Genomic DNA, 22,150 nt, shown 5'->3' with positions numbered 1-22,150 from the left:
ACGCTTAGCAACGGCGGGTTGCCGTCATCGCGCCGGACAAAGCGCGTGCTTCGCAGTTAGGCTCTGCTGTGGGGGAACAATCATCTGCCCGGCGGACGCCGCCGGAGCCGTCCCCCGCGGCTCTTGAACAAGGTGGGGGACTTGAAGAACAGAACACGATCCGGCGTGACCGGACGGACCGGCCTCGGGATGCTCAGGTCCCTGGCGGCCGCAGCTGCCGTGCTGGCGGTCAGCGCCGGAATGCTGGCACCGGCCGCACCGGCCCTGGCTGTGGGGTGGCAGCCGATACCGCAGCTGCTCACCTATGCTCCCGCCGTGTACTCCTGGTCTCAGACCCCGGACATCTATCCGGGCAAGGTCTTCAACCTGTCCGGAAGCGGCTTTGCCGGTGCCACCATCTCCCTGCAGCGCCTCACCGGCGGTCTCTGGACAACCGTGAAAACCACGCCGGTGCTGACAACGGGCAGCGCCACGCTGACCTACACGTTCACGGCGGAAGGCACAGGTAAGTTTCGGGCCATCCTGAACAAGGCGGGCAAGCGGCTCGCCACCTCGGACCCCCAGCCGGTCACGTACGCCCGGCAGGACACCTACGTCCAGGCCGAGAACTCCTACACGAGCAGCCCTTTCTCAACCGCGGAGGGCCGTGTGGCGGCCGGGACGCAGTGGTCCACCACCTACGACCTGTACAACGCTCTCAGTAACCGCCGCGGGTCCCTGCAGGAATATCGGGACGGGCTCTGGCGGACCATTCAGAGCGTTGACTTCACCCAGGCCGCCGGCTGGARGGCCACGGTCAAGACCCCGCTGGTGAACGCCACGACCAGCAAACGCTACCGGTTCACCGTTGCCGCCACCGCGCAGGAAAAGGCCTGKACGTCCGGGTCCACCGTCATCGCCCACATGAACCCGGMAGACTACACCGGGTACAAGAAGGCCGCGTACAACTACATGAAGCCGTACTGCGACAAGCAGGTCATCACCCTCATCGGCGGCTACACCAGCTTCGCGTGGTGGCCGTCCTACCGGATCKAAATGGCCCAGACCTACGGGACCGGGAAGTCACTGCAGTACGTGGCCCTGCACGAATGCGCCCACATCGCCTCCTTCAAGCTCTACAACGACGACGCAAAATTAACCGCACGCATGAACACCATCTACGGCAGTTGGCCGGCGGGCAAGGAGCAGCTCGCCGACTGCATGGCGTACGCGATGGGGGCCGACAAGAACTACGGCGGCACCTACACCCGGGACTGCAGCGGCTACCGGGGCACCGCCGCCAGGAAGATCCTGGCCGGACAGAAGCCCTGACAGCGGGGCTGCTGCCCCTTCACCGGGACGGCGGCCGTTGGCAGCRGCCTCGTCCACCTGCAGACCACCGGTCCTCGCTTCCGTGCCCTGACCTGCGAAAACACTGCGCCCGATGCCATGGCCCGGGGGTGTTTCGCCGGTACGCTGGCAGCGCAGAGCCCGGTCGAAACCGGCGTCCGCTGATCTAGCCCTATCCACACCATTGAAGGAGCACGATGTCAGGTCTTCAACCTCCGCAGGGCCCCGGCCAGCAGTCGTGGCCGAGCGAGCAGCCGCGACACACCCGGGGCTGGGCGTCCAACCCGTACGCCGCGCCTGCCTACCAGGGTTCGGTATCCGGGCCGGTGCCGCTCTGGGCGCCGTTGTACGGTGCTTCCCTGCCGGAGGCCGTGGCGAGATTCTTCAAGAAGTACGCCACGTTCTCAGGCCGGGCCAGCCGGAGCGAATACTGGTGGGTGGCCCTGGTCTCCGGAATTCTCTCACTCATCCTGAACATCTTCACGCTTGTCGGCGGATCCGCCGGCGCGACCCTGCGACCGGACGGCACCACCGTCCCTGGCCCCGGATACATCATCGGACTCATCCTGTCCGTCATCATTTCCCTGGCCATCATCGTCCCGTCCCTGGCAGTGTCCGTCCGGCGACTCCACGATGCGAACATGAGCGGCTGGATGTACCTCCTGGTGCTGGTTCCTTTAGTCGGGCCCATCCTGATCCTCGTCTTCCTGGCGCAAGGGGCCAAGCCGGAGGGCCAGCGGTTCGACAGGCCGACCTGGTAGGCAGCTTGCTCCACGGTGAAGGCTTGCTGCGCTATCAKGCAGGAAGAAGTTCCCAGCCATCTTCTTCATGGGTGAGGCGCCGGACGATCCGGTAATCCCCGGAGGCCTTGAGCGCCGGTACGGCATCGAGGGCGGCCTGTGCCGCTTCGAGGCTGCCATGAGTGACGACGCCGTTGCGGCCGKGCAGAAACTTCACGCCTACTCGAAGTAGGTCTCTTCGAACTCGGTGAAGTCAGCCTCGAACTGCTCTTTCGTCAGCAACAGTCCAAGGCAGGACGCGGTGACGCCGTTCTCGACGCGTTACGCGACGGTGATGGCCTGCCGTGGCGGCCGGCCGGTAACGACCCGCTGGAACGACCGTGGTGCACCGTCTTTCATGTCCGGGCGTACAGCGACCTGCTCGCCGAACTGGACACGGCCGCCTGACCGGCGCGGCGCAGCGGCCCCGGGCACGAACCGCGGAGTAGAACAGACAGGGGGAGTTTCGGCTCCCCTTTCTGCTGTCCGACCGGGCACGCTCTTCCGACCCGCCGAACACATGAGGACCATCACCTTCTCCCGCCGCCGCCTAGCCCTGTTCGCCACTCTCCTCGTCGCCGCCCTGGTGGTCGTCGGCTACCTCTACACCAGTTCACGAAACTCCMACGCCGCAGCGCCGAAAGCATCAGCCTCCGCAGCCCCGTCAGCGTCCGCCGGTCCCGCGCCTGCAGTGAAGTCGGTGMATTCCMCCGACAAGGTCGCCGTGGACGAGACGCTMGCCGCCGGCCAGTGCAAGGCCCGCACCGTGGACGCCAACGCCGGACTCTACCTGCCCGATCCGGCCTGCACCCCCGGTGCGATTGATCCGGCCGTCACCCAGGACAACCTTGCCTCCACCATCTGCACGTCCGGCTACACGACCACGGTCCGGGCGGGCACGACCCAGGCCAAGAAGCTCAGCCTCCAGCAGTACGGCCAGACCGCGGCGCCCTCCACCGAATACGATCACCTGATCTCCCTCCAGCTTGGCGGCACCAACTCTGTCTCCAACCTCTGGCCGGAACCGAACCGTGCCGGTGCCCCGGGGACCACCAACCCCAAAGACGCGATCGAGACCCGGCTGAGCAAGGCCGTGTGCGCGCACAAAGTCACGCTCGCCGCGGCGCAGAAGGCGATCGCCGCCAACTGGGTCACCGCCGAGAAGGGCCTCGGCCTCTAAGCGCCAAAAGTCCAGAGAAGGGAGCCGGGGATTGGCTGAAAGTCGCAGCGGCACGGCGGCGGCAGGCAGGCTCCGTGGGGCAATGACCCGAGACGCAGATAATCGGCCACGGTCAGGCGTCCGGCCTGGCGCAGGCACGCTTCACTGGAAYAGCCCATGATGAMCATTTCGCGCCCTGTCGGGTAGGCGGCGTAAACGTTGAGGCGCATCCGCTCCTCTCCTTCGCAGTGCCATCATCATKGCGATCATTCGCGGCAGTMAGGCTAGCCGGACCAAGACGGCGAAGCCGACCGTCGCATCGCAKATCGAGGACTTGGCCCGGCTTAGAGACAAGGGCCTGTTGACGCCCGACGAGTTCGAGTTGACGCGGCAAGAACTGCTGCGCCGTCCGAGTCGCCGCTTTGCGGTCTATGAATGAAGCGTGCAGTGCCCCGTTTTCGCGCACAAAAAAACCCCTCCGTTCCGGGCAAAATCGCCGGAAAGGAGGGGTTCGTGGGGCCCCMTGTCGGATTCGAACCGACGACCCCCGCTTTACAAGAGCGGTGCTCTGGCCAACTGAGCTAAGGAGGCATTCCTGCGGCCTGGCCTACCCGCATCAGGTGCAAAATGGGGMAGATATCAGGACGCTAGACAAGGGTAGCCCACCGAAGCCCGGTKAGAAAAACGCGGAACGCCCCCGCCGCGAAGCGACGGCCAACGCGACGGGCAACAGGAAGGCCCGGCCCCGGAGAAAATCCGGGGCCGGGCCTTCGACTGCGGGCCCTTAATAGCTGCCCTCAACTACGGCCTTCAACTGCGGCCGCGTGATGTCCGGTTACTTCTTGGCGTCGACCGCGGCCTGGAGGTACTGGTCGAACGGGGTCTGGGCGCTGTCGCCGACGCCCCACTGCTTGCCCTCAACGAAGACGGTCGGGGTGCCGGTCACGCCGATCACCGCGGCCTCCTGGGTGGTGTGCTTAACCCACGGACRGAACGTCTTGTMATCCACGCACTGGTCGATGCTCTTGGCTCCGACGTCGGTGGCCATCTTCTTCAGCTCGGCATCGGAGAGCCCGGCGCTGCCTTCGGCCGGCTGCTTGGCGTACAGCTGGTCGAAGAAGTCCGAGTACTTCTCCGGGGACTCGTTCACCACGCAGGCTGCAGCGGCGGCCGCGCGAGAGGAGTAGTTGGTGGTGGACCGGCTGTCGAGGAAGCCGAGCGGGCGGTATTCCACCGTGATCTTGCCGTCATTGCGCAGCTTGGTGAGGGTCTCGCTGTACTGCGTCTCGAAGTTCTTGCAGACGGGGCAGATAAAGTCGACATAGAGGACCACCTTGACCGGCTTGCCGGCCTCAGCCTCGGCGCCCGGGGCCGTAACCGGCGACGGCGGCGTGGCCGGCGCGGCGGGGAGGTCGGACAGCTTGACCGTGGMGGGATCGGTCTTGGCAACCTGGTTGTTCGCCAGCAAGGTGACGCCACCGTGGATGTTGCCGTTGGCCGGGGTGGGCCCCTCGTCGGCGACCGGGGCGTTGTTCTTGATGTTGGACGTGACAACCAGCGCCACAATCACGATGATGGCGACGACGGCGGCAACAATGCCCCAGCCGATCAGCAGCTTGTTGCGCTTGTCCTTTTTCAGCTGCGCCTCGCGGATCTCACGGGCTTTCTCGCGCGCCGCGGCAGTGCGCTCTGCCTTAGACTGTCGGGGTTCGTTTGCGGGGCTCATTGGTTCCTCGGGTCGTTCGGCCAGGGGCGGTCCACTCAGTGGCAACTTCATCATTTTAGGGGAGAAACCCGAGAACTTGCGCTTTCAAGTTTCCCTTCCGCCTGCCCAACGGACGAATAGCCCGGAAGATTCCGTACAGCTAGGGTTGATAGACAGCCACGAGCGACCCCAGGGGGCACCAATGGAAGCAACGGACAGCGCCGATCACGGCGCACGAGACACCACTGAAGCGGCGAGGACAGCCACCGACGGGGCAGCAACCGCTGCCGGGGCGGGGGGCCAGTTCGACTTCATCGTAGTGTCCAACCGGCTACCCGTTGACCGCTRCTCTCCCGAGGACACGGGCTGCGAGGACGGCTGGCGCCGCTCCCCCGGCGGACTCGTGACGGCGCTGGCTCCCATGATGACCAAAACGGACGGCGCCTGGGTGGGCTGGCACGGCGCGCCCGATGAAACGGTCAAGCCCTTCAGCCACGGCGGCATCGACCTGGTCCCGGTCCATCTCAGCACGGCCGACATCGAACTTTTCTACGAGGGCTTCTCCAACGCCACCTTGTGGCCGCTGTACCACGACGTGATCGCCCCGCCGGAGTTCCACCGCACCTGGTGGGACTCCTACCGGAAGGTCAACCGGAGGTTCGCCGACGCCGTCGTTCACCACGCGGCCGAGGGGGCCACCGTGTGGGTGCAGGACTACCAGCTGCAGCTGGTCCCGAAGATGCTGCGGGAGGCCCGGCCGGACCTGAAGATCGGGTTCTTCAACCACATCCCGTTCCCGCCGCCGGAGATCTTCGCGCAGCTCCCGTGGCGCCGTGCAATCATCGACGGCCTGCTGGGCGCGGACCTCGTGGGCTTCCAGCGCAGCAGCGACGCCGGGAACTTCATGCGCTCCGCCCGCCGCTTCCTGGGCGCCAGCGTGAAGCAGCAGCAGGTCCACGTCAAKGGGAACGACGGCGACACCACCCACATCGCCCGTGCCCAGGCCTTCCCGATTTCCATCGACGTCAAGCASATCAGCGAACTGGCGCGCAAGCCGGAAGTCATTGAGCGCGCCCGCCAGATCCGCMGGGACCTCGGGAACCCGAAAACCATCTTGCTCGGCGTCGACCGTCTCGACTACACCAAGGGCATCCGCCACCGGCTCAAGGCATACGAGGAGTTKCTCGCCGACGGCAAAGTCACCGTGCAGGACGCAACCCTGATCCAGGTGGCCAGCCCCAGCCGGGAACGCGTGGAGCAGTACCGCCTGCTGCGCGAGGAAGTCGAAGGCACCGTCGGCCACATCAACGGCACCTACGACACCATGGAGAGCACGGCCGTCCGCTACCTCCACCACAGCTACCCCATCGAGGAGATGGTGGCGCTGTACCTCKCCGCGGACGTCATGCTGGTCACCGCGCTGCGCGACGGCATGAACCTCGTGGCCAAGGAATACGTCACCGCCCGGACAAACAACGACGGCGCCCTGGTGCTCAGTGAATTTGCCGGCGCCGCCGACCAGCTCAAACAGGCCCTGCTGATGAACCCGCACGACATCGACGGCCTCAAGGACACCATCATGAGGGCCGTCAACATGCAGCCGGCCGAGGCTTCCCGGCGCATGCGGGCCATGCGCAAGCAGATCCTGGACCATGACGTCGACCTCTGGTCCTCGGACTTCCTGGCCGCCCTGGCCGAAAAGGTGGTGCGCGATGACTCCTGATGCCACCGGCACCCACAATTCGGGAACCAACAATTCGGGCACCAACAAGCCAGACACCAACGAGCCAGACACGAATAGTTCAGACACGGCCCCGCTCTCCCTCTCCCCCGAACTACTCGAGGCGGTGAGCCGTATCGCCGGGACTGATCAGCTGCTCGTGGCGATGGACTTCGACGGCACCATGGCCCCCCTTGTGGACCATGCGGCCGACGCCCGCGCCCTCCCGCGTTCGGCCGCGGCCTTCGCCGCGCTCACCGGACTTMCGCGGACGACGACGGCGCTCATCTCCGGGCGCGCCCTGGACAGCCTGCGGGCCGTCGCATCCCCGCCGGAACACACCCTGCTGATTGGCAGCCACGGCGCCGAGGTCTGGATGGGCCCCGGCTCTTCGGAACTGATGCTCGACGACGCCCAACGGACACTCCTGGCCGAAGTCCGGAAGGAGCTTGAGGGAATCGTCGAACAGGCCCCCGGGACCCTGCTGGAAGACAAGCCGGCCGGCGTAGTCCTCCACACACGGCTGGCTGCCGACGATGTCGCCGAGGACGCCGTCGCCGCGGCGCGGGCCGTCCTGCAGGACCGCAGCGGCATCTTCCTCAAGACCGGCAACCGTGTTTTGGAGACCTCTGTGGTGCACGCCTCCAAGGGAGAGGGCATCGCCTTCCTGCGGCAGGCCACCGGAGCCACGGCGGTAGCCTTCGCCGGGGACGACACCACTGACGAGGACGCCCTGGCCAGCCTCATCCCGGGCGATCTCGGCGTGAAAGTCGGGCTTGATTTCACCCAGGCCGAGTTCCGGATCGAGTCGCCGGTGCACGTCTGCGAACTGCTCGAAGCYCTCCTCCGGGAGCGCAAACGCGCCCTTGGGGGCTGAACGTGAAACCGCGGGGCCCGCGAAACCCGGCCGCCAAACAGGCCCGGGTGGGCAGCATCACATGTGACATCCGTAACTTTTTGGCCCAATTGCCACAAATCTGACATACTCTGTTTGTGATGTGGCGCACAGCTACCGTGCGGCGTTACTGGATACTCCTCGGCTTCGGCCGAGGAGTATGCGCATGAAAAAACCCACAATTGAATTAACAACTGCATAAAAAGACCATTCACTACGGATCGTCCGGCACGTACCTGCCGGTGAAGGGATTGATAACTGTGGCTACAGTTACTTTTGATAACGCAACACGTCTGTACCCGGGCACCGATAAGCCCGCTGTTGACAAGCTCAACATTGACATCGCCGATGGCGAATTCCTGGTCCTCGTTGGACCCTCCGGCTGCGGAAAGTCGACCTCCCTGCGCATGCTCGCAGGTCTTGAGGACGTCAACTCCGGCCGCATCCTCATTGGCGATCGTGACGTCACTGACGTTCCGCCGAAGGACCGCGACATCGCCATGGTCTTCCAGAACTACGCCCTGTACCCGCACATGACTGTCGCGGACAACATGGGCTTCGCGCTGAAGATCGCCGGCGTCAGCAAGGAAGAGCGCGCCGAGCGCGTCCGTGAAGCCGCCAAGCTTCTGGACCTCGAGCCGTACCTGGACCGCAAGCCGAAGGCACTCTCCGGCGGCCAGCGCCAGCGTGTTGCCATGGGCCGCGCAATCGTGCGTAACCCGCAGGTCTTCCTCATGGACGAGCCGCTGTCCAACCTTGATGCCAAGTTGCGCGTGCAGACGCGCACCCAGATCGCATCCCTGACCCGCCGCCTGGGCGTCACCACGGTCTACGTGACCCACGACCAGGTCKAGGCCATGACCATGGGCGACCGCGTCGCCGTGCTGAAGGACGGCCTGCTGATGCAGGTCGACACCCCGCGCAACCTCTACGACAAGCCGAAGAACGTCTTCGTGGCCGGCTTCATCGGCTCCCCCGCCATGAACCTCCTCGAACTGCCGGTCGTCGACGGCGGCGTGCAGTTCGGCGGAACGGTCTACCCGGTTCCCCGCGACGTCCTCGAAGAGGCCCACGGCCAGACCGTGACCCTCGGCTCCCGCCCGGAAGACCTTGAGACGGTCGCCCAGGGTGAAGGCCTCCAGGTCGAGGTCGACGTCGTCGAAGAACTCGGCGCCGACGCCTACGTCTACGGCCACACCACGCTGGACGGCAAGAGCTACGACATCGTGGCCCGCGTCGATGGTCGCCGCCCCCCGATGAAGGGTGAGTCCATCTGGGTCCGCCCGCAGTCAGGCCACGTGCACCTGTTCGACACCAAGACCGGTCTGCGCCTCGGCGACTAGTCCCCACCGGTACCCTAACCTCGCTCGGCTCGGCCAGGGAACCCTGCCGGCGTGGGCCCAGCCAGGTTGCAACCGACGGCGGTCCTCCCCAGTGGAGGGCCGCCGTCGGGCTTTAACTGCTCCGCGTTAGGCGCGGCACCATAAACACGGAAGAATTGACGCATGACCGAGGAAAACCCCACATGACCGAGGAAAACAGTGCCCAGTGGCACGACGAGCCCACCGACTACGGTCAGATCGGGAAGCTGCCCCGGTTCGAGGCCGCCAGCGCCAATGATGACAAGGCCTCCATGGCGTCCAGTTCGCTGAGCATCACGGCCGCGGCCACCGAGCCCGAGCTCCTGGACCTGCCCTGGCACATCGCCCTCGAGGACTGGCCGGCAGAGTACCTGGCGGCGCTGCCCCGCGGTATCTCGCGGCACATCGTGCGCTTCGCCCATCTTGGCGGGTCGGTCATCGCCATCAAGGAGACCTCGGAGCACGTCGCCCGCCACGAGTACCACATGCTCCGCAAGCTCGCCCGGCTGGACGTGCCCTGCGTGGAGCCGGTGGCCGTCATCACCGGACGCACCACCCCCGAGGGCCGGCCGCTGAACCCCGTGCTGGTCACCCGGCACCTGAAGTTCTCGATGCCCTACCGCGCGCTCTTCTCCCAGATGCTGCGCAAGGACACCTTGACCCGGCTCATCGACGCCCAGGCCCTGCTCCTGGTCCGGCTGCACCTGATCGGCTTCTACTGGGGCGACGTCTCGCTCTCCAACACCTTGTTCCGCCGCGACGCCGGCGCCTTCGCCGCCTACCTTGTGGATGCCGAGACCGGCGAGCTGTACCCGGATCTCTCCACCGGGMAGCGCGAGTACGACCTCKAAATCGCCCGGGTCAACATCGCCGGGGAGCTCATGGACCTGCTCGACGGCGGCCTGATCGAGGAAAAGGTCGATCCCGTGGCCACCAGCGAGCTCATCATGGACAGCTACCGGCGGCTGTGGACCGAGCTAACGGCCAAGGAGTCCTTTGAGATTGGCGAACGCTGGCGGGTGGCCGCCCGTATCCGGCGGCTCAACGAGCTCGGCTTCGATGTCGAGGAGTACGCCATCAAGACCACGCAGAACGGCTCTACCATCCAGCTCCAGCCGAAGGTCGTCGACGCCGGGCACCACCAGCGGCGGCTGCTGCGCCTGACCGGCCTGGACGCCCAGGAGAACCAGGCCCGCCGGCTCCTGAATGACATGGACTCGTTCCGGGCCGACAACAACCCGGGCATGGACGAGGAATACAGCGCGCACCTGTGGGTCAGCCAGATCTTCGAGCCGATCGTGCGGGCCATCCCCCGCGACCTCTCCGGGAAGCTGGAGCCGGCCGAGGCGGTGCACGAGGTCCTGGAGCACCGCTGGTACATGTCCGAGGCGGAGAACCGGCACATCCCCCTGGCCGAGGCCGTGCAGTCCTACATTGACAACGAGCTCCGCCACCGCCGGGACGAGGMCGCGATCATGCTCAACCCGGACACCGGGCTGCTCAAGATCCTCGAGGTGGAAACCGAGGAATCACGCTACGGCGCMGACGAATCCATCGCCGAATACCCGGACTCCGACGACTAGGCTACGCGCCTAATCCCAGCGCCCGGCACGTTATGGCACGGGCGGGCTAAATCGCCTTGCCGGGGTTCAGGATCCCGGCCGGGTCGAACAGCTCCTTGATCCGGCGCTGCAGCTCACGCACCGGTTCCTTCTGCTCCAGGCCAAGCCAGCGCAGCTTGTACTGCCCGATCCCGTGTTCGCCCGTGATGGTGCCGCMCATGGCCAGGGCCACAGCAATGGACTTGTCCAGGGCCGCGCCGAGCCGGGCCATGGCATCGGCGTCCACGGCGTTGTCCACGCGGTCGATCCAGAAGGTGGGATGCAGGTTCCCGTCGCCGGCGTGTGCCACGACCTTGAGCTGGACCCGGTGCTCGGCCGCGATGGCCTCGAGCTCTGCGACGTAATCCACCAGCCGCGAGCGCGGCACAGCCACGTCCTCGCCCACCCGGTATTCGTCATCCACCTCGGTTCCGCGGCTGTTGMKGCGCAGTTCGACAAGCTGCTCTGCCTCGGCGTTGGCTTCCATGGTCACCACCGCTCCCCCGGCGGCKAGGACCGGACGGATGGCCGCGGCTTCGGCCGCCGCGCCGAAGCCGTCGGTCTGGATCAGCAGCAGGGACGCCCCGCGCGCCGCCAGATCCGAGCCGTGGATGTCATCGAGCTGGGCCAGCGATCCGCCGTCGAGCAGTTCCATGATGGCCGGCTGCACGCGGGCCTTGCCGACCGCCAGGACGCCGGCCGCGGCGCTGCGGAAGTCCGGGTAGAAGGCGGCGATGGTATGGACCTCGCGCGGCAGGTACTTCAGCMGCACGGTCACCCCKACCACGATCCCCAGTGTCCCCTCCGAGCCGACGAACAACCCCGTGAGGTCGTAGCCGGCGACGCCCTTGAACGTCTGGTGGCCGGTGTGGATCAGGGTGCCGTCCGCGAGCACGACGTCGAGAGCCAGGACCGAGTCCCGCGTTACCCCGTACTTCGCGCACCGCAGCCCGCCCGCGTTGGTGGCCACGTTGCCGCCGATGGTGGACATCTTGAAGCTCGCCGGATCCGGGGCGTACATKAGTCCGTGGTCGGCGGCGGCGGCGTTGAGGTCCGCGTTGATGACGCCGGGTTCGACGACGGCGGTCTCGTCATCCGGGTTGAGGTCCAGGATGCGGTTCATCCGCTCGAGGCTGAGCACCACGCAGCCCTCGCTCGCGTGGGCGCCGCCGGAGACGCCGGTGCCGGCCCCGCGGGCCACGAGCGCGACACCGCGGGCGGAGCAGGCACGCACGGTGGCCTGGACGTCGGCCACCGATTCGGCGCGTACCACGGCCTGCGGGAGCTGGTAGTCCAGGACGGGCGCCTGGTCCACAGCGTAGCCGGCCAGGGTGGCGGGGTCCACGGCAATTTTCGCCGGGCCCAGGGCAGAGGTCAGCTCGTCGATGATGCTGCGCATGCGGTCTCCAGTTCGGTCGAATCCGGCTCCCAGTCTAAGACTGCGGGGCCGGTACCCGGGTCCCCGGCAGCACCCACACCGCGGCCGCCGGGCCCAGAGTGCGGATCAGGGMACTTCCGCCAGCCCCGTCCCCACTGATCTGCGCGGTAGACGCTTCCAGTTCCGGCGCCTGCCCCGTGCCGGTCTCCATGTCCGCCTCCGGGTCCGGGTCCGTCTCCGCCTCCGTCGACATGTCCGGGCTCAGCGCCACGCTGACCTGGGCCATCGCGTACGCAGGCGGCCGGGTCAGAGCCGCGAGCTGGGTGTCCGAGAGCGCGCCGGGAGCCAGCCGAACCTCGGCACCGGCCCGGGCCACCACCACCAGCACGGCGCTCTGCGCGGTTTCGCGCACAAATGCCAGGACGTCCCCGTGGGCGTACAGCCAGCGCACGCCGCCGCCGGTGAGCGCGGGCTGTTCCCGGCGCAGCGCGGTGAGGGCCGCGTAGTCCGCCCGGAGGTCCGCGGGGATGCGGCCGGGGTCGTTCCACGGCATGGGCGTCCGGGAGAACTCCCCGTTGTCGCCTGTGAGMCCGAATTCATCCCCGGCGAACAGCACCGGAACCCCCGGGAGGGTGAACATCAGCAGCGCGCCGAGCCGTTGGCCGCCGTCGATCATCACGGTGGCCGCCCGCGCGGTGTCATGGCTGTTCAGGGCGTTCATGTTCTGCTGCCGCACGTCCCAGCTGAACGCGGAGGCGAGGTCCAGGTGTGTGGCCAGGAAGTCCTCGGCGCCGGTCCTGTTGGGCCCGGGCAGCGGGGTTCCGAAGAAGTTCACGTGCCCGGCGTCCCCGGCCAGCCAGGACCACAGCGGACGGGTGAAGTTGGAGTAGGTCATGGCGCCGTGCCAGTGCTCGCCGCTGAAATCGGGTGCGGCGTCGTTGGTGGCCTCGGCGAGCAGCGCCGCATCCGGGTTGATCGCGCGGACCCGGTCCGCGATCAGCCGGGCCACGTCCTGGTTGAGGTCCGTTCCGCCGAGCCTCCCGGTCATGTTGCCGACGTCGATGCGCCATCCGTCCAGGTTGAACGGCGGCCGCAGCCAGCGCGCCACCGGCGAATCGTCGTCCAGGACGAATTTCTCGCGCAGGCCTCGGGACGCCCAATTGAGTTTGGGCAGCGACGGGACGCCGTACCAGGCCTCGTACTCAGTGTGCTCGGCGTTGAAATAGTAATACCCGGCCTCCTCCGAGGCAGGGTCCGCCAGGGCGCGCCGGAACCATTCATGGGCGGCGCCGGAGTGGTTGGCCGTGAGGTCGCCCATGACCCGCAGGCCGCGGGCATGCGCGGCCTCGACCAGTTCCACGAGGGCCTCGTCCCCACCCAGCAGCGGATCCACGCAGCTGAAGGTGGCGGCGTCGTAGCGGTGGTTGGAGCGGGCCGGGAAGAACGGGGTCAGATAGATGACGTCGGCTCCGAGGGCCTGGATGTGGTCCAGCCGCTCGGTGATGCCCCGGAGGTCGCCGCCGTAGTACTGGTAGGGGGTCTGCGGGCCTGCGCCCTCCACGGGGGTGTCGTCCCAGCTGCACGGCACGGCCCAGTCGGGGACCTGGMGCGCCGGGGCGTGGGCGGACGCGGAGCAGGCGAAGCGGTCCGGGAAGATCTGGTACATCGTGCMCCGGCGCAGCCATTCGGGCGCGGGCCGGAATGTCGTGAGGCGGAAGTCGGCGTAGTCGGAGACGTCGCGGCTGAACAGTCCCTGCGCGTTCAGGCTCCAKTACCGCAGGCTGCCGCCGGCGTCTGCGCCGGTTCCGTCGCCGGCGGCACCCGCGGGGACTTCCACGAGGAAGCGGTAGCGGGCCACCGGGTTGGTCACCACCGTGGCGGMCTMCCACCAGATCCAGCCGTCGGCCCCGCCGAGGGCGCGGGCGGGATCGTAGCGGGGCTCGCCGTCGTGGATTGACCGGAGCCACACCTTGGAGGCCCGCCCCCAGAGGGCGGGCACGCGGAGCCGCAGCCGGATCTCCGCCCCCAGGTCCGCGCGCCCGGGCGCGTGGAGAACMGAGCCGTCGTGGTGCGGCAGGGGGCCCGTACCGCCCGGCAGCGTCATGCCCGGTCCGTGCATGCCTAGCCCTTCACCGAGCCCTGGGTGAGGCCGCTGACGATGTAGCGCTGCAGGTAKAGGAACAGAGCCATCACGGGGACGGCGGACAGCACGGCGCCGGCGGCAAAGACTCCCCAGTTCTCGGAGCGCTGCTGGGCCACGAAGGAGTAGAGCCCCACGGCGAGCGTCTGGCTGTCCGGGTCTGTGAGCACCACGCTGGCGATCACGAACTCGCCGGAGATGGCGATGAAGCTCAGCAGGCCCACCACGGCCAGGATGGGGGTGACGAGCCGCAGGATGATGCCGAAGAAGATCTGCGCGTGGCTGGCGCCGTCGATCTTCGCCGCTTCGTCGAGGGACTGCGGCACGGTGTTGAAGAAGCCGTACATGAGGTAGGTGTTCACGCCCAGGGCGCCGCCCAGGTACACCATGATCAGGCCCAGCTGGCTGCCCAGGCCGAGGGCGGGGATGACCTCGGAGATCCCGCTCAGGAGCAGGAAGATGGCGACGACGGCGAGAAGCTGCGGGAACATCTGCAGCAGCAGCAGGCTCAGCAGGCCGATCCGGCGGCCGGTGAAGCGCATGCGGGAGAATGCGTAGGCCGCCATGGCGCCCAGGAACACGGTGGCCGCCGACGTCACGCCGCCCACCACCATGGTGTTGACGAACCAATGGGCGAAGGGCCGCGAGGGATTGTTCATGAGCTCGGTGAAGTTGCCGAAATCGATCCGGCTGAAGAGCGCGTTGGATCCCACCAGGGTGCCGGTGGAGTTGAAGGCCGCGGAGAGCACATACAGCAGCGGGAAGATCGCAAAGATGGTGACCACGATCCCCACAGCGTGCCGCCAGCCCTTGTCCTTGAACCAGGCGCCGAAGGGCTTGCGGCGCCGGAGGGCTGCGAGCTCGCTGGCGGCCGCGGGTTMAGCGCCGATTTTCTCGCGTGAGCTGTCGCCTGCGGCGGAGGCCTGCGGCTGGTCCGTGATGGAGACGACGCGTTGTGCGGGCCCGTTCATGAGTTCACTTCCTCAAGTGCCTTGGTCTGTTTGAAGCTGATGGCCGAGACAGTGGCCACGATGATGAAGATGATGATCGCCAGGGCGCTGGCGAGGCCGTAGTCGCGCCCGGTGCCCTGCCCGAAGGCCACCTTGTAGACGAGCGTGATCAGGATGTCCGTAGCCCCGATGTCCCGGTCCGTGTCCGCGAACCGCGGACCGCCGCCGGTGAGCATGAAGATCACGTTGAAGTTGTTGAAGTTGAAGGCGAAGGAGGAGATCAGCAGCGGTGCGATCGAGACCAGCAGGAGCGGCAGCTTGATGGAGCGGAAGACCCGCCACGGGCTGGCGCCGTCCATCCGGGCCGCCTCGTCGAGTTCGGTGGGGAGGGACTGCAGGGCCCCGGTGCAGACGAGGAACATGTACGGGAATCCGAGCCAGAGGTTGACCACCAGCACGCTGATCTTGGCCAGGACCGGGTCCGTCAGCCAGCCGATCGTGGCCCCGCCCAGCAGGGTCTGGTTGAGCCAGCCGAACTGCGGGTTCAGGATGCCGGACCAGACCAGGCCGGAGAGGAACGCCGGAAACGCGTAGGGCAGGATCATGAGGATCCGGTAGATCTTCTTGCCGCGCAAGTCCTCGCGGTTGAAGGTGATCGCCAGGAACAGTCCTAGAGCGAAGGTCAGGGCCACGGACGMGACGGCGAACGTGAAGGTCCAGAGGATGACGCCGAGCAGCGGACCGCGGAGACTCGGATCGGTGAAGGCACGCGCGAAGTTTTCCATGCCGACGTCGATCTTCCAGCCGGTGCTCAGGGTTTCGCCGCTGTCCGTGGCGAACGCGCCCTTGCCGTTGTCCCGGTAGACGGCGCCGGTGTCCGTGTCCGTGAAGGTGCCGGCACCGGCGTCGTACTTCAAAGCCGGTTTGAACTGGTATGCGGAGCTACCGTCCGCGGTGCGCAGGKTGCCGTCAGYGGGGTTGGCCGAGACCGGAACGGTGATGTCCAGGATCCGCTGCTGGTTGGCGACGATCTCCTGGAAGTTCAGGGTCCTGTACCCGTCCAGGGCGTTGGCCTTCCCGGTGGAGTCCGTGCCGGCGCCGGAGACCTCCTCCAGCGGTTTGCCGGTGCTGCCCAGGGAGATCTTGCCATCCGGGTCCGTGAACAGCAGGTAGAAGGAGTCGCCCTTCGACAGCACGGCCGCCTTGTACGCCGGGGAGTCGGGGACGCGCTTCTGCGCCGTGAGCTGGATGGACGCGATCGCGTCGTCCTTGGTGCTGTTGTGCCCGTCGCCGTAGTTGGTGAAGGCGATATAGCCGCTGAAGAACACCACGAAGACCTGGAACACGAGCAGGAACAGCACGCCGGGGGCAAGATACTTCGCGGGCAGTCCGCCCTTGCGCAGGTAGATCCAGTTGATCACCAGCACGACGGCGGCGGCGACGGCCAGCACGCCCCAGGACTGGCTGAGGAACAGCATCATGAGCACGTAGACGGCGACGGCGTCCACGAGGCCCAGCAGCACGATCTTGGCGACCGTTCCTTTGGTGGTGTCGGGGCCGAGGGTTCGGCGGCGGGGCACTGCTTGTTTCCCGGCGGGTTTCCCGGCGGGACTGCCGGGTACTGCGGGGGCGGAATCGWCGGCCGGGCGGAGTTCGGTGTCTGTCATGGCTGTCTACGGTCCTCGGGAGAAAGCTGGGGGTGGTGCAGGAACGGGCCGGGCGGCATGGTGTGCCGCCCGGCCCGGTGCTGTGCGGTGTCCCGGATCCTGCTGGGGAGCCGGGGGAACCGCGCGGGGGCTGACTGTATTAGCCCGCGATCTTGGCCTTGATGCTGGCAGCCATCTTGGCCCAGTCAGCAGCGGGATCGCCCTGGCCCTTGATGAGGGCGAGCTCGGTGGCTCCCCAGTCCGCCCAGACGGCACTCATTTCCGGGATGGCCGGCATCGGAACGCCGGCGGCGCCGATCTTGCCGAAGGCTGCCACGACGGGGTCGCTGGCGGCCTTCTCGAAGGAGGCCTTCAGGGCCGGCGGACGGCCTCCGGCCTTGTACATCGAGTCCTGGGCTGCCTCGGTGGTGAGGTAGTTGGTGACGAACTCGTTGGTGGCGAGGGCGTTGGCGCTCTTGGAGCTGATGAAGAAGCCGTTGACGCCGATGAACGGCTGGGCGGGCTTGTCACCGGCGGTGGGCAGCTCGTCGACAGCGAACTTGATTCCCTTCTTCTGCACGTCCGGCACGTTCCACGGACCGGTCAGGTAGTACGGGGACTCGCCGGCCAGGAACTTCTCCTTGGCGATGTCACCGGTGATGTTGGAGTTGATGATCTTCTCACCGGCGTCGCCCCAGGCGGCCAGCTTCTTGGCGAACTCGACGCCGGCAGCGTCGCCGATCAGGAGCTGCTTGGGATCGTAGCCGMCGTCGGCAGACTTGCCGAAGACCTCGGAGCCCATGGAGGACTGCAACGGGTAGAGGTGGTACGGGTCGCCCTGCTTCGGGTCCATGCCGACGAGGAACGGGAACTTCGCCTTGCCRTCGGCCACGGCCTTCTTGCCGTTGGCGATGACTTCATCCAGGGTCTTGGCGCTCTGGGGCACGAGGTCCGTGTTGCGCAGCAGCGCGATGTTCTCGATCGCATATGGGACACCGTAGACGGACCCGTTGTAGGTCATCGCCTTGATGGAGGAGTCCTGGAACGCGGACTTCTTGTCGCCAAGTTCCACCGGCGCGATCACGCCGTTCTGGACGAACTTGCCTACCCAGTCGTGCGGGCCGACGATCAGGTCCGGGCCCTTGCCGGTGGGAACCTGGGTGATGAAGTCGTCGCGGACTGCGGCGAAGTCCTTGACGACGAGCTTGACCTCGATGCCGGTGTCGGCCTGGAACTTGGCCGTGATGTCCTTCAGCGCGGGTGAGCGCTCGGCGTCGACCCACATGGTGATCGTGCTGGCGCCGGAGGCCTTCAGGTCAGGCTTTGCCGTMGCGGTGGCGGGTGCGGTGGCTGCGGTGCCGCCGCATGCGCTGAGGGCCAGCGCGGCCACTGCGGAGATCGCGCCCGCGGTGAATACGCGGCGGGTCGTCCCGTTTGTGAGGGTGTTCTGCRCCTTCATTGGTGTCCCTTTCATAAAATCCTGCATCCACGCATAAGGCCMTGGAAGTCCATCCCAGAGCCCCGTGGCATCGTCGGTGATGTGGCTCACAGCTGCAAGCGCTTCCAAAGTACACGCTAAGTGCGGCTTTGAAAAGTCAGTCTACCGAGCAGTAGCGGGGCCGCCCGGTCCCGCCGCGTCACGAGGCGTCAGCGCTGGGGGGTTGCCGATTACCGCCCTTCCCTGCCTGGAAGCCGGACCTATGGCCGGGGATAGTCCAATCGCTTGCCGAAGATACTCGGCCGAATTTTACTGGAAGCGTTTTCAATTTCGGCGGCCGGGGCTTACGATTACCGCCATGTCCGTTGATACAGTTCTCTTCTCCCCCGCCGAGCTGGCCGGCACTMCGGCCAGCCCCCTGACGGGTCCGTTGACACCGGTGCACGCCGCAGACCAGCTCACCGGGTGGTGGCGATCCGCTGTCATCTACCAGGTATATCCGCGCTCGTTCCGGGATCTGGACGGCGACGGGATCGGGGACCTTGCCGGCATCACCGCCGAGCTGCCCCGTCTCGCCGAACTGGACATCGACGCCGTCTGGCTTTCGCCGTTCTACCGGTCTCCGCAGCGTGACGCCGGCTACGACGTCAGCGACTATTGCGACGTCGACCCATTGTTCGGCACCCTGGAAGATTTCGACGCCATGATGGCCGAGGCCACCCGGCTGGGGCTGCGGATGATCGTGGACCTCGTGCCCAACCACTGTTCGGACCAGCACCCGGCCTTCCAGGCAGCTCTGGCCGCTCCCGCCGGCAGCCCGGAGCGGGACATGTTCATCTTCCGGGACGGCCGCGGGACGTTTGGCGAAGAGCCGCCGAACAACTGGCAGTCCCACTTCGGCGGACCGGCCTGGACCCGGATTACCGAGCCGGACGGCGCGCCGGGCCAGTGGTACCTGCACCTCTTCGATTCCTCCCAGCCGGACTTCAACTGGGATAACCGCGCGGTCCACGATGAATTCGAGCGAGTCCTGCGCTTCTGGCTGGACCGCGGGGTTTCGGGGTTCCGGGTGGACGTGGCGCACGCCCTCGTCAAGGCCCCGGGCCTGCCCGAGTGGGGAGGCCGCGCCGACGGGAACAGCTGCKACGGCTTTCCCGGCCACGACGCTCCGATGTTCGGCCAGCCTGCCCTGCATGACATCTACCGCCAGTGGCGGCGGATTCTGGCAGAGTACGGCCCCGACCGGATCCTCTGCGCCGAGGCCAATGTGGACCCGCTCCCCCGCCTGGCCGACTGGGTCCGTCCGGACGAAATGCACCAGGCCTTCAACTTCCCCTACCTTCACGCGGGCCTCGACGTGCACCGCATGCGCCACGTCATCACCGAGTCCCTGACGGCGCTGGACGCCGTCGCGGCTCCCAGCACCTGGGTGCTCTCCAACCACGACGTCGTCCGCCATGCCACGCGCTTCGGATACAGTGGCCAGACGCCGCGTGACGGTGACGGAATCGGCACCTCGGACCCGCAGCCCGACGAGGAGCTGGGCCGGTCCCGAGCGGCCGCCGCGTCCATGTTCATGCTGGGGCTGCCCGGCGGGGCCTACCTCTACCAGGGTGAGGAGCTCGGCCTCCCGGACGGAATCGACATCCCGGACGCCCGGCGCCAAGACCCCACCTTCGCCCGCACCGGCGGCGCGCGGCTGGGCCGCGACGGTTGCCGTGTCCCGCTGCCCTGGCGGGGCGGGGAACTGCACGCAGGATTCGGCGACGGGCAGAATCCCTGGTTGCCGCAGCCGGAGAGCTTCGCGGGCCTGGCCCGCGATGTGCAGGCTGCTTCGCCGTCGTCGCACTTGAACCTGTACAAGCGCATGCTGGACATGCGCCGCGCATTGGACATGGGCCGCGGCTCCCTGTCCTGGTACGAGGACCTGTGCACGGACACGAGCCTGGCCTTCCTCAACGGGACCACGCTGGTGCTCCTGAACACGGGTTCCGAACCGCTGGATATGCCTGCCGGACGGGTTCTGCTACGCAGTTCAACGCCCCCGGGCGCAGGTTACGKAGCCGGGGACATGTCCGGTGCCGGGGATCAGTTAAGCTCAGGTGAAACTGTTTGGCTGGAAATCTACATCGAGGACACGGAGGGGTAGGAATGCCCGGCATCAAGGACGTCGCAGAACGGTCCGGCCTCTCCATCGCCACCGTTTCGCGCGCCTTGAGCGGCAAGGGCAACGTCTCCCCCCGCAGCCGGGAGCGTGCCCGGGCCGCCGCCGCCGAGCTCGGCTTCGTCCTCTCGTACCACGCTTCCAGCCTGGCCTCCSGGCGTAACCACAATGTCGGCGTCGTGGTGCCTTCGGTCCACCGGTGGTTCTTTTCCTCGGTGGTCGAAGGCGTCTCGGCGACCCTCCTTGACGCCGGCTACGATCTCACGCTGTACAACGTGAGCGAGGGGCAGGAGCGCCGGCACAGCGTGCTGAACGACTTCCTGCTGCGCAAACGCGTGGACGCCGTGATCGCGGTATCCCTGGAGCTCTCCGAGGCGGAGATTGACCAGCTGCTGGCCATCCACCGCCCGATCGTGGGGATCGGCGGCCCCCTTCCCGGAGCCTCGACGATCCGCATCAATGACTCCGGCATCGCGGAGGCCGCGGCGCGGCACCTGATCCAGCTCGGCCACAGCAGGATCGCGCACATGACCGGCGACGCCGCCTATGAGCAGGACTTCCGCCTGCCGGGGACCCGCCAGGCGGGGTTCAAGAAAGCAATGCGGGATGCGGGCCTGGCCGTCCGGCCGGAGTGGCAGGTCTCTGCGGATTTCACGATCCAAGGAGCCTATGCCAGCGCCCGGCAGTTGCTGGGCAGTTCGGCGGAGCGTCCCACGGCTGTCTTTGCCGCCTCCGATGAGATGGCGATCGGAACCATTCTCGCGGCCCGGGATTTCGGCCTGCGCGTGCCGCATGATCTCTCGGTCATCGGCATCGACGGCCATGAGCTGGGCGAAGTCTTCGGGCTGACCACGATCGATCAGGACGCGCGGGGCCAGGGCGCGCTGGCCGTGCGGCGCCTGCTGGCAGGGCTCGACGGCGGCGCGGACGCGGAGGCCGCAGACACCGAATACCCCACCCGCTTTGTGATCCGGTCCAGCACTGCTGTTCCTCCCGTTGACCGGGGGTCCTTGGGCAACTAGGCATCGGGCTGCGCGGCCCCCTCAGAGGCTGCCGTCGTCCAGCAGTGTGTCTAGGGCTCGCTCAGGCGTCCGGGCTGCCGGTGCCGGCGCCGCCCATKAACCGGACGAAGCGGTCCAGGACAGCGGGCCATCCGGCCGCATAGTCGGCCCGGGTTGCCGCGGGATCTTCGGCGCCTTCCCAGCCGCTGTGCACCAGGCGCAGCTCCGTCCCGTCACCGACCGCCTTGAACGCCACCCGGAGCTCAGTGGACCACATGGCCGTGGTTCCAGGGTGCCAGCTGGCATGGAAGGACAGCGGAGGCTGCCAGTCATCAATCGAGCCCCAGACAGCCGTCCGGCCATCATCCGAAGTCTCCAGGATCAGGCTCTCCTCGAACTCCACGTAAGAGCCGAGGCCATAGACGCTGTGGTCMTCCATCGGCCACCAGAGGTGCGTGTGTTCGGTGAAGCCCATGAACGCCCTGGCGACAGCGCCAGGGACCACAAGACTGACGACGACGGGATCAAGTTCGTCGGCCGGCTCAGGTTCCGGCGCGCTCGACGGAGCGTGGCTGAAGAGGTTATCCATGGGCAACCACTCTACCCGCGCGACGCTCCCGCACGTCTCGGGGGTGTGCCGGTGGTGCGGGAGCGGCCCACGAATCACTGCACGACGTGCGGGGGCCCCTCACGTCGTGCCGGTGCTGCGGGTGGGTTGGTGGCCCGTTAGTGGTGTTAAATGCGGGAGGACCCCCAACCTGGTGGTTGGGGGTCCTCGACCTGTAATGATGTTCCGGCGGTGACCTACTCTCCCACACCCTCCCGGGTGCAGTACCATCGGCGCTGTGGGTCTTAGCTTCCGGGTTCGGAATGGGACCGGGCGC

At 67.1% G+C, this 22,150-nt stretch carries 18 protein-coding genes, 1 tRNA gene and 1 rRNA gene; 10 read left to right on the top strand and 10 right to left on the bottom strand.

The window, feature by feature from the left end; all coding sequences use genetic code 11:
- The first annotated feature begins 141 nt into the window (after window positions 1–141).
- Together AC1DBQ_RS00100 and AC1DBQ_RS00095 are read left to right on the top strand one after the other, a co-directional pair.
- Window positions 142–1,311 (top strand): hypothetical protein, encoded by a 1,170-nt coding sequence (locus AC1DBQ_RS00100; RefSeq protein ID WP_476926548.1) that lies wholly within the window; start codon window positions 142–144, stop codon window positions 1,309–1,311.
- Window positions 1,312–1,526: 215 nt separating this feature from the next.
- On the top strand, window positions 1,527–2,090 hold the full coding sequence (locus tag AC1DBQ_RS00095; protein ID WP_476926547.1) for a DUF805 domain-containing protein: 564 nt from the start codon (window positions 1,527–1,529) through the stop codon (window positions 2,088–2,090).
- 34 nt (window positions 2,091–2,124) lie between these two features.
- Here the strand turns inward: AC1DBQ_RS00095 and AC1DBQ_RS00090 are convergent, their stop codons facing one another.
- Window positions 2,125–2,286 (bottom strand): hypothetical protein, encoded by a 162-nt coding sequence (locus AC1DBQ_RS00090; protein WP_476926546.1) that lies wholly within the window; start codon window positions 2,284–2,286, stop codon window positions 2,125–2,127.
- A gap of 342 nt (window positions 2,287–2,628) precedes the next feature.
- Between AC1DBQ_RS00090 and AC1DBQ_RS00085 the strand changes: the two genes are divergently transcribed.
- Both AC1DBQ_RS00085 and AC1DBQ_RS00080 read left to right on the top strand, forming a co-directional pair.
- Window positions 2,629–3,288 (top strand): hypothetical protein, encoded by a 660-nt coding sequence (locus AC1DBQ_RS00085; protein WP_476926545.1) that lies wholly within the window; start codon window positions 2,629–2,631, stop codon window positions 3,286–3,288.
- A 313-nt stretch (window positions 3,289–3,601) separates the two neighbouring features.
- Window positions 3,602–3,706: a hypothetical protein gene (locus AC1DBQ_RS00080; RefSeq protein WP_476926544.1), complete on the top strand. Its 105-nt coding sequence runs from the start codon at window positions 3,602–3,604 to the stop codon at window positions 3,704–3,706.
- Between the two features lie 75 nt (window positions 3,707–3,781).
- On the opposite strand, the gene AC1DBQ_RS00075 is transcribed toward AC1DBQ_RS00080, so the two are convergent.
- Window positions 3,782–3,858: transfer RNA gene (locus AC1DBQ_RS00075), tRNA-Thr, on the bottom strand.
- Between the two features lie 244 nt (window positions 3,859–4,102).
- A complete protein-coding gene (locus tag AC1DBQ_RS00070) occupies window positions 4,103–4,993 on the bottom strand; it encodes a DsbA family protein (RefSeq protein ID WP_476926543.1) in 891 nt (296 codons plus the stop codon).
- 181 nt (window positions 4,994–5,174) lie between these two features.
- On the opposite strand from AC1DBQ_RS00070, the gene AC1DBQ_RS00065 reads away from it, so the two are divergent.
- The 4 genes from AC1DBQ_RS00065 (at window position 5,175) to AC1DBQ_RS00050 (ending at window position 10,531) form a co-directional block, all read left to right on the top strand.
- The gene (locus AC1DBQ_RS00065; protein WP_476926542.1) at window positions 5,175–6,695 is read left to right on the top strand and encodes an alpha,alpha-trehalose-phosphate synthase (UDP-forming); all 1,521 of its coding nucleotides are present in this window, start codon (window positions 5,175–5,177) and stop codon (window positions 6,693–6,695) included.
- Complete coding sequence (gene otsB / locus AC1DBQ_RS00060; RefSeq protein ID WP_476926541.1) at window positions 6,685–7,569, top strand: trehalose-phosphatase; 885 nt, start codon at window positions 6,685–6,687, stop codon at window positions 7,567–7,569. Before AC1DBQ_RS00065 ends, otsB begins: the two co-directional genes overlap by 11 nt.
- Window positions 7,570–7,847: 278 nt before the next feature.
- On the top strand, window positions 7,848–8,930 hold the full coding sequence (locus tag AC1DBQ_RS00055; protein WP_476926540.1) for an ABC transporter ATP-binding protein: 1,083 nt from the start codon (window positions 7,848–7,850) through the stop codon (window positions 8,928–8,930).
- A 182-nt stretch (window positions 8,931–9,112) separates the two neighbouring features.
- The gene (locus tag AC1DBQ_RS00050) at window positions 9,113–10,531 is read left to right on the top strand and encodes a DUF4032 domain-containing protein (protein ID WP_476926539.1); all 1,419 of its coding nucleotides are present in this window, start codon (window positions 9,113–9,115) and stop codon (window positions 10,529–10,531) included.
- A 46-nt stretch (window positions 10,532–10,577) separates the two neighbouring features.
- Here AC1DBQ_RS00050 and AC1DBQ_RS00045 read toward each other — a convergent pair whose 3' ends face one another.
- The 5 genes from AC1DBQ_RS00045 to AC1DBQ_RS00025 form a co-directional block, all read right to left on the bottom strand.
- Window positions 10,578–11,948: an FAD-binding oxidoreductase gene (locus tag AC1DBQ_RS00045; RefSeq protein ID WP_476926538.1), complete on the bottom strand. Its 1,371-nt coding sequence runs from the start codon at window positions 11,946–11,948 to the stop codon at window positions 10,578–10,580.
- A gap of 34 nt (window positions 11,949–11,982) precedes the next feature.
- On the bottom strand, window positions 11,983–14,031 hold the full coding sequence (locus AC1DBQ_RS00040; RefSeq protein WP_476926537.1) for a glycoside hydrolase family 13 protein: 2,049 nt from the start codon (window positions 14,029–14,031) through the stop codon (window positions 11,983–11,985).
- 17 nt (window positions 14,032–14,048) lie between these two features.
- On the bottom strand, window positions 14,049–15,038 hold the full coding sequence (locus AC1DBQ_RS00035) for a sugar ABC transporter permease (protein WP_476926536.1): 990 nt from the start codon (window positions 15,036–15,038) through the stop codon (window positions 14,049–14,051).
- Complete coding sequence (locus tag AC1DBQ_RS00030) at window positions 15,035–16,684, bottom strand: ABC transporter permease subunit (protein ID WP_476926535.1); 1,650 nt, start codon at window positions 16,682–16,684, stop codon at window positions 15,035–15,037. Before AC1DBQ_RS00030 ends, AC1DBQ_RS00035 begins: the two co-directional genes overlap by 4 nt.
- A gap of 139 nt (window positions 16,685–16,823) precedes the next feature.
- The gene (locus AC1DBQ_RS00025; protein ID WP_476926534.1) at window positions 16,824–18,122 is read right to left on the bottom strand and encodes a sugar ABC transporter substrate-binding protein; all 1,299 of its coding nucleotides are present in this window, start codon (window positions 18,120–18,122) and stop codon (window positions 16,824–16,826) included.
- Between the two features lie 337 nt (window positions 18,123–18,459).
- Between AC1DBQ_RS00025 and AC1DBQ_RS00020 the strand changes: the two genes are divergently transcribed.
- Both AC1DBQ_RS00020 and AC1DBQ_RS00015 read left to right on the top strand, forming a co-directional pair.
- A complete protein-coding gene (locus AC1DBQ_RS00020; RefSeq protein ID WP_476926533.1) occupies window positions 18,460–20,250 on the top strand; it encodes a glycoside hydrolase family 13 protein in 1,791 nt (596 codons plus the stop codon).
- 2 nt (window positions 20,251–20,252) lie between these two features.
- A complete protein-coding gene (locus AC1DBQ_RS00015; protein ID WP_476926532.1) occupies window positions 20,253–21,287 on the top strand; it encodes a LacI family DNA-binding transcriptional regulator in 1,035 nt (344 codons plus the stop codon).
- Window positions 21,288–21,348: 61 nt separating this feature from the next.
- Here the strand turns inward: AC1DBQ_RS00015 and AC1DBQ_RS00010 are convergent, their stop codons facing one another.
- Window positions 21,349–21,855 (bottom strand): SRPBCC domain-containing protein, encoded by a 507-nt coding sequence (locus AC1DBQ_RS00010; RefSeq protein ID WP_476926531.1) that lies wholly within the window; start codon window positions 21,853–21,855, stop codon window positions 21,349–21,351.
- Between the two features lie 202 nt (window positions 21,856–22,057).
- Window positions 22,058–22,150: ribosomal RNA gene (rrf, locus tag AC1DBQ_RS00005) — 5S ribosomal RNA — on the bottom strand; the annotation flags it as partial.

The sequence above is a fragment of the Arthrobacter sp. 10T413_2 genome (genome assembly GCF_056394205.1).
Note: the sequence above shows the minus strand (reverse complement) of the source record. Positions and strands in the feature narration are given on the sequence as shown.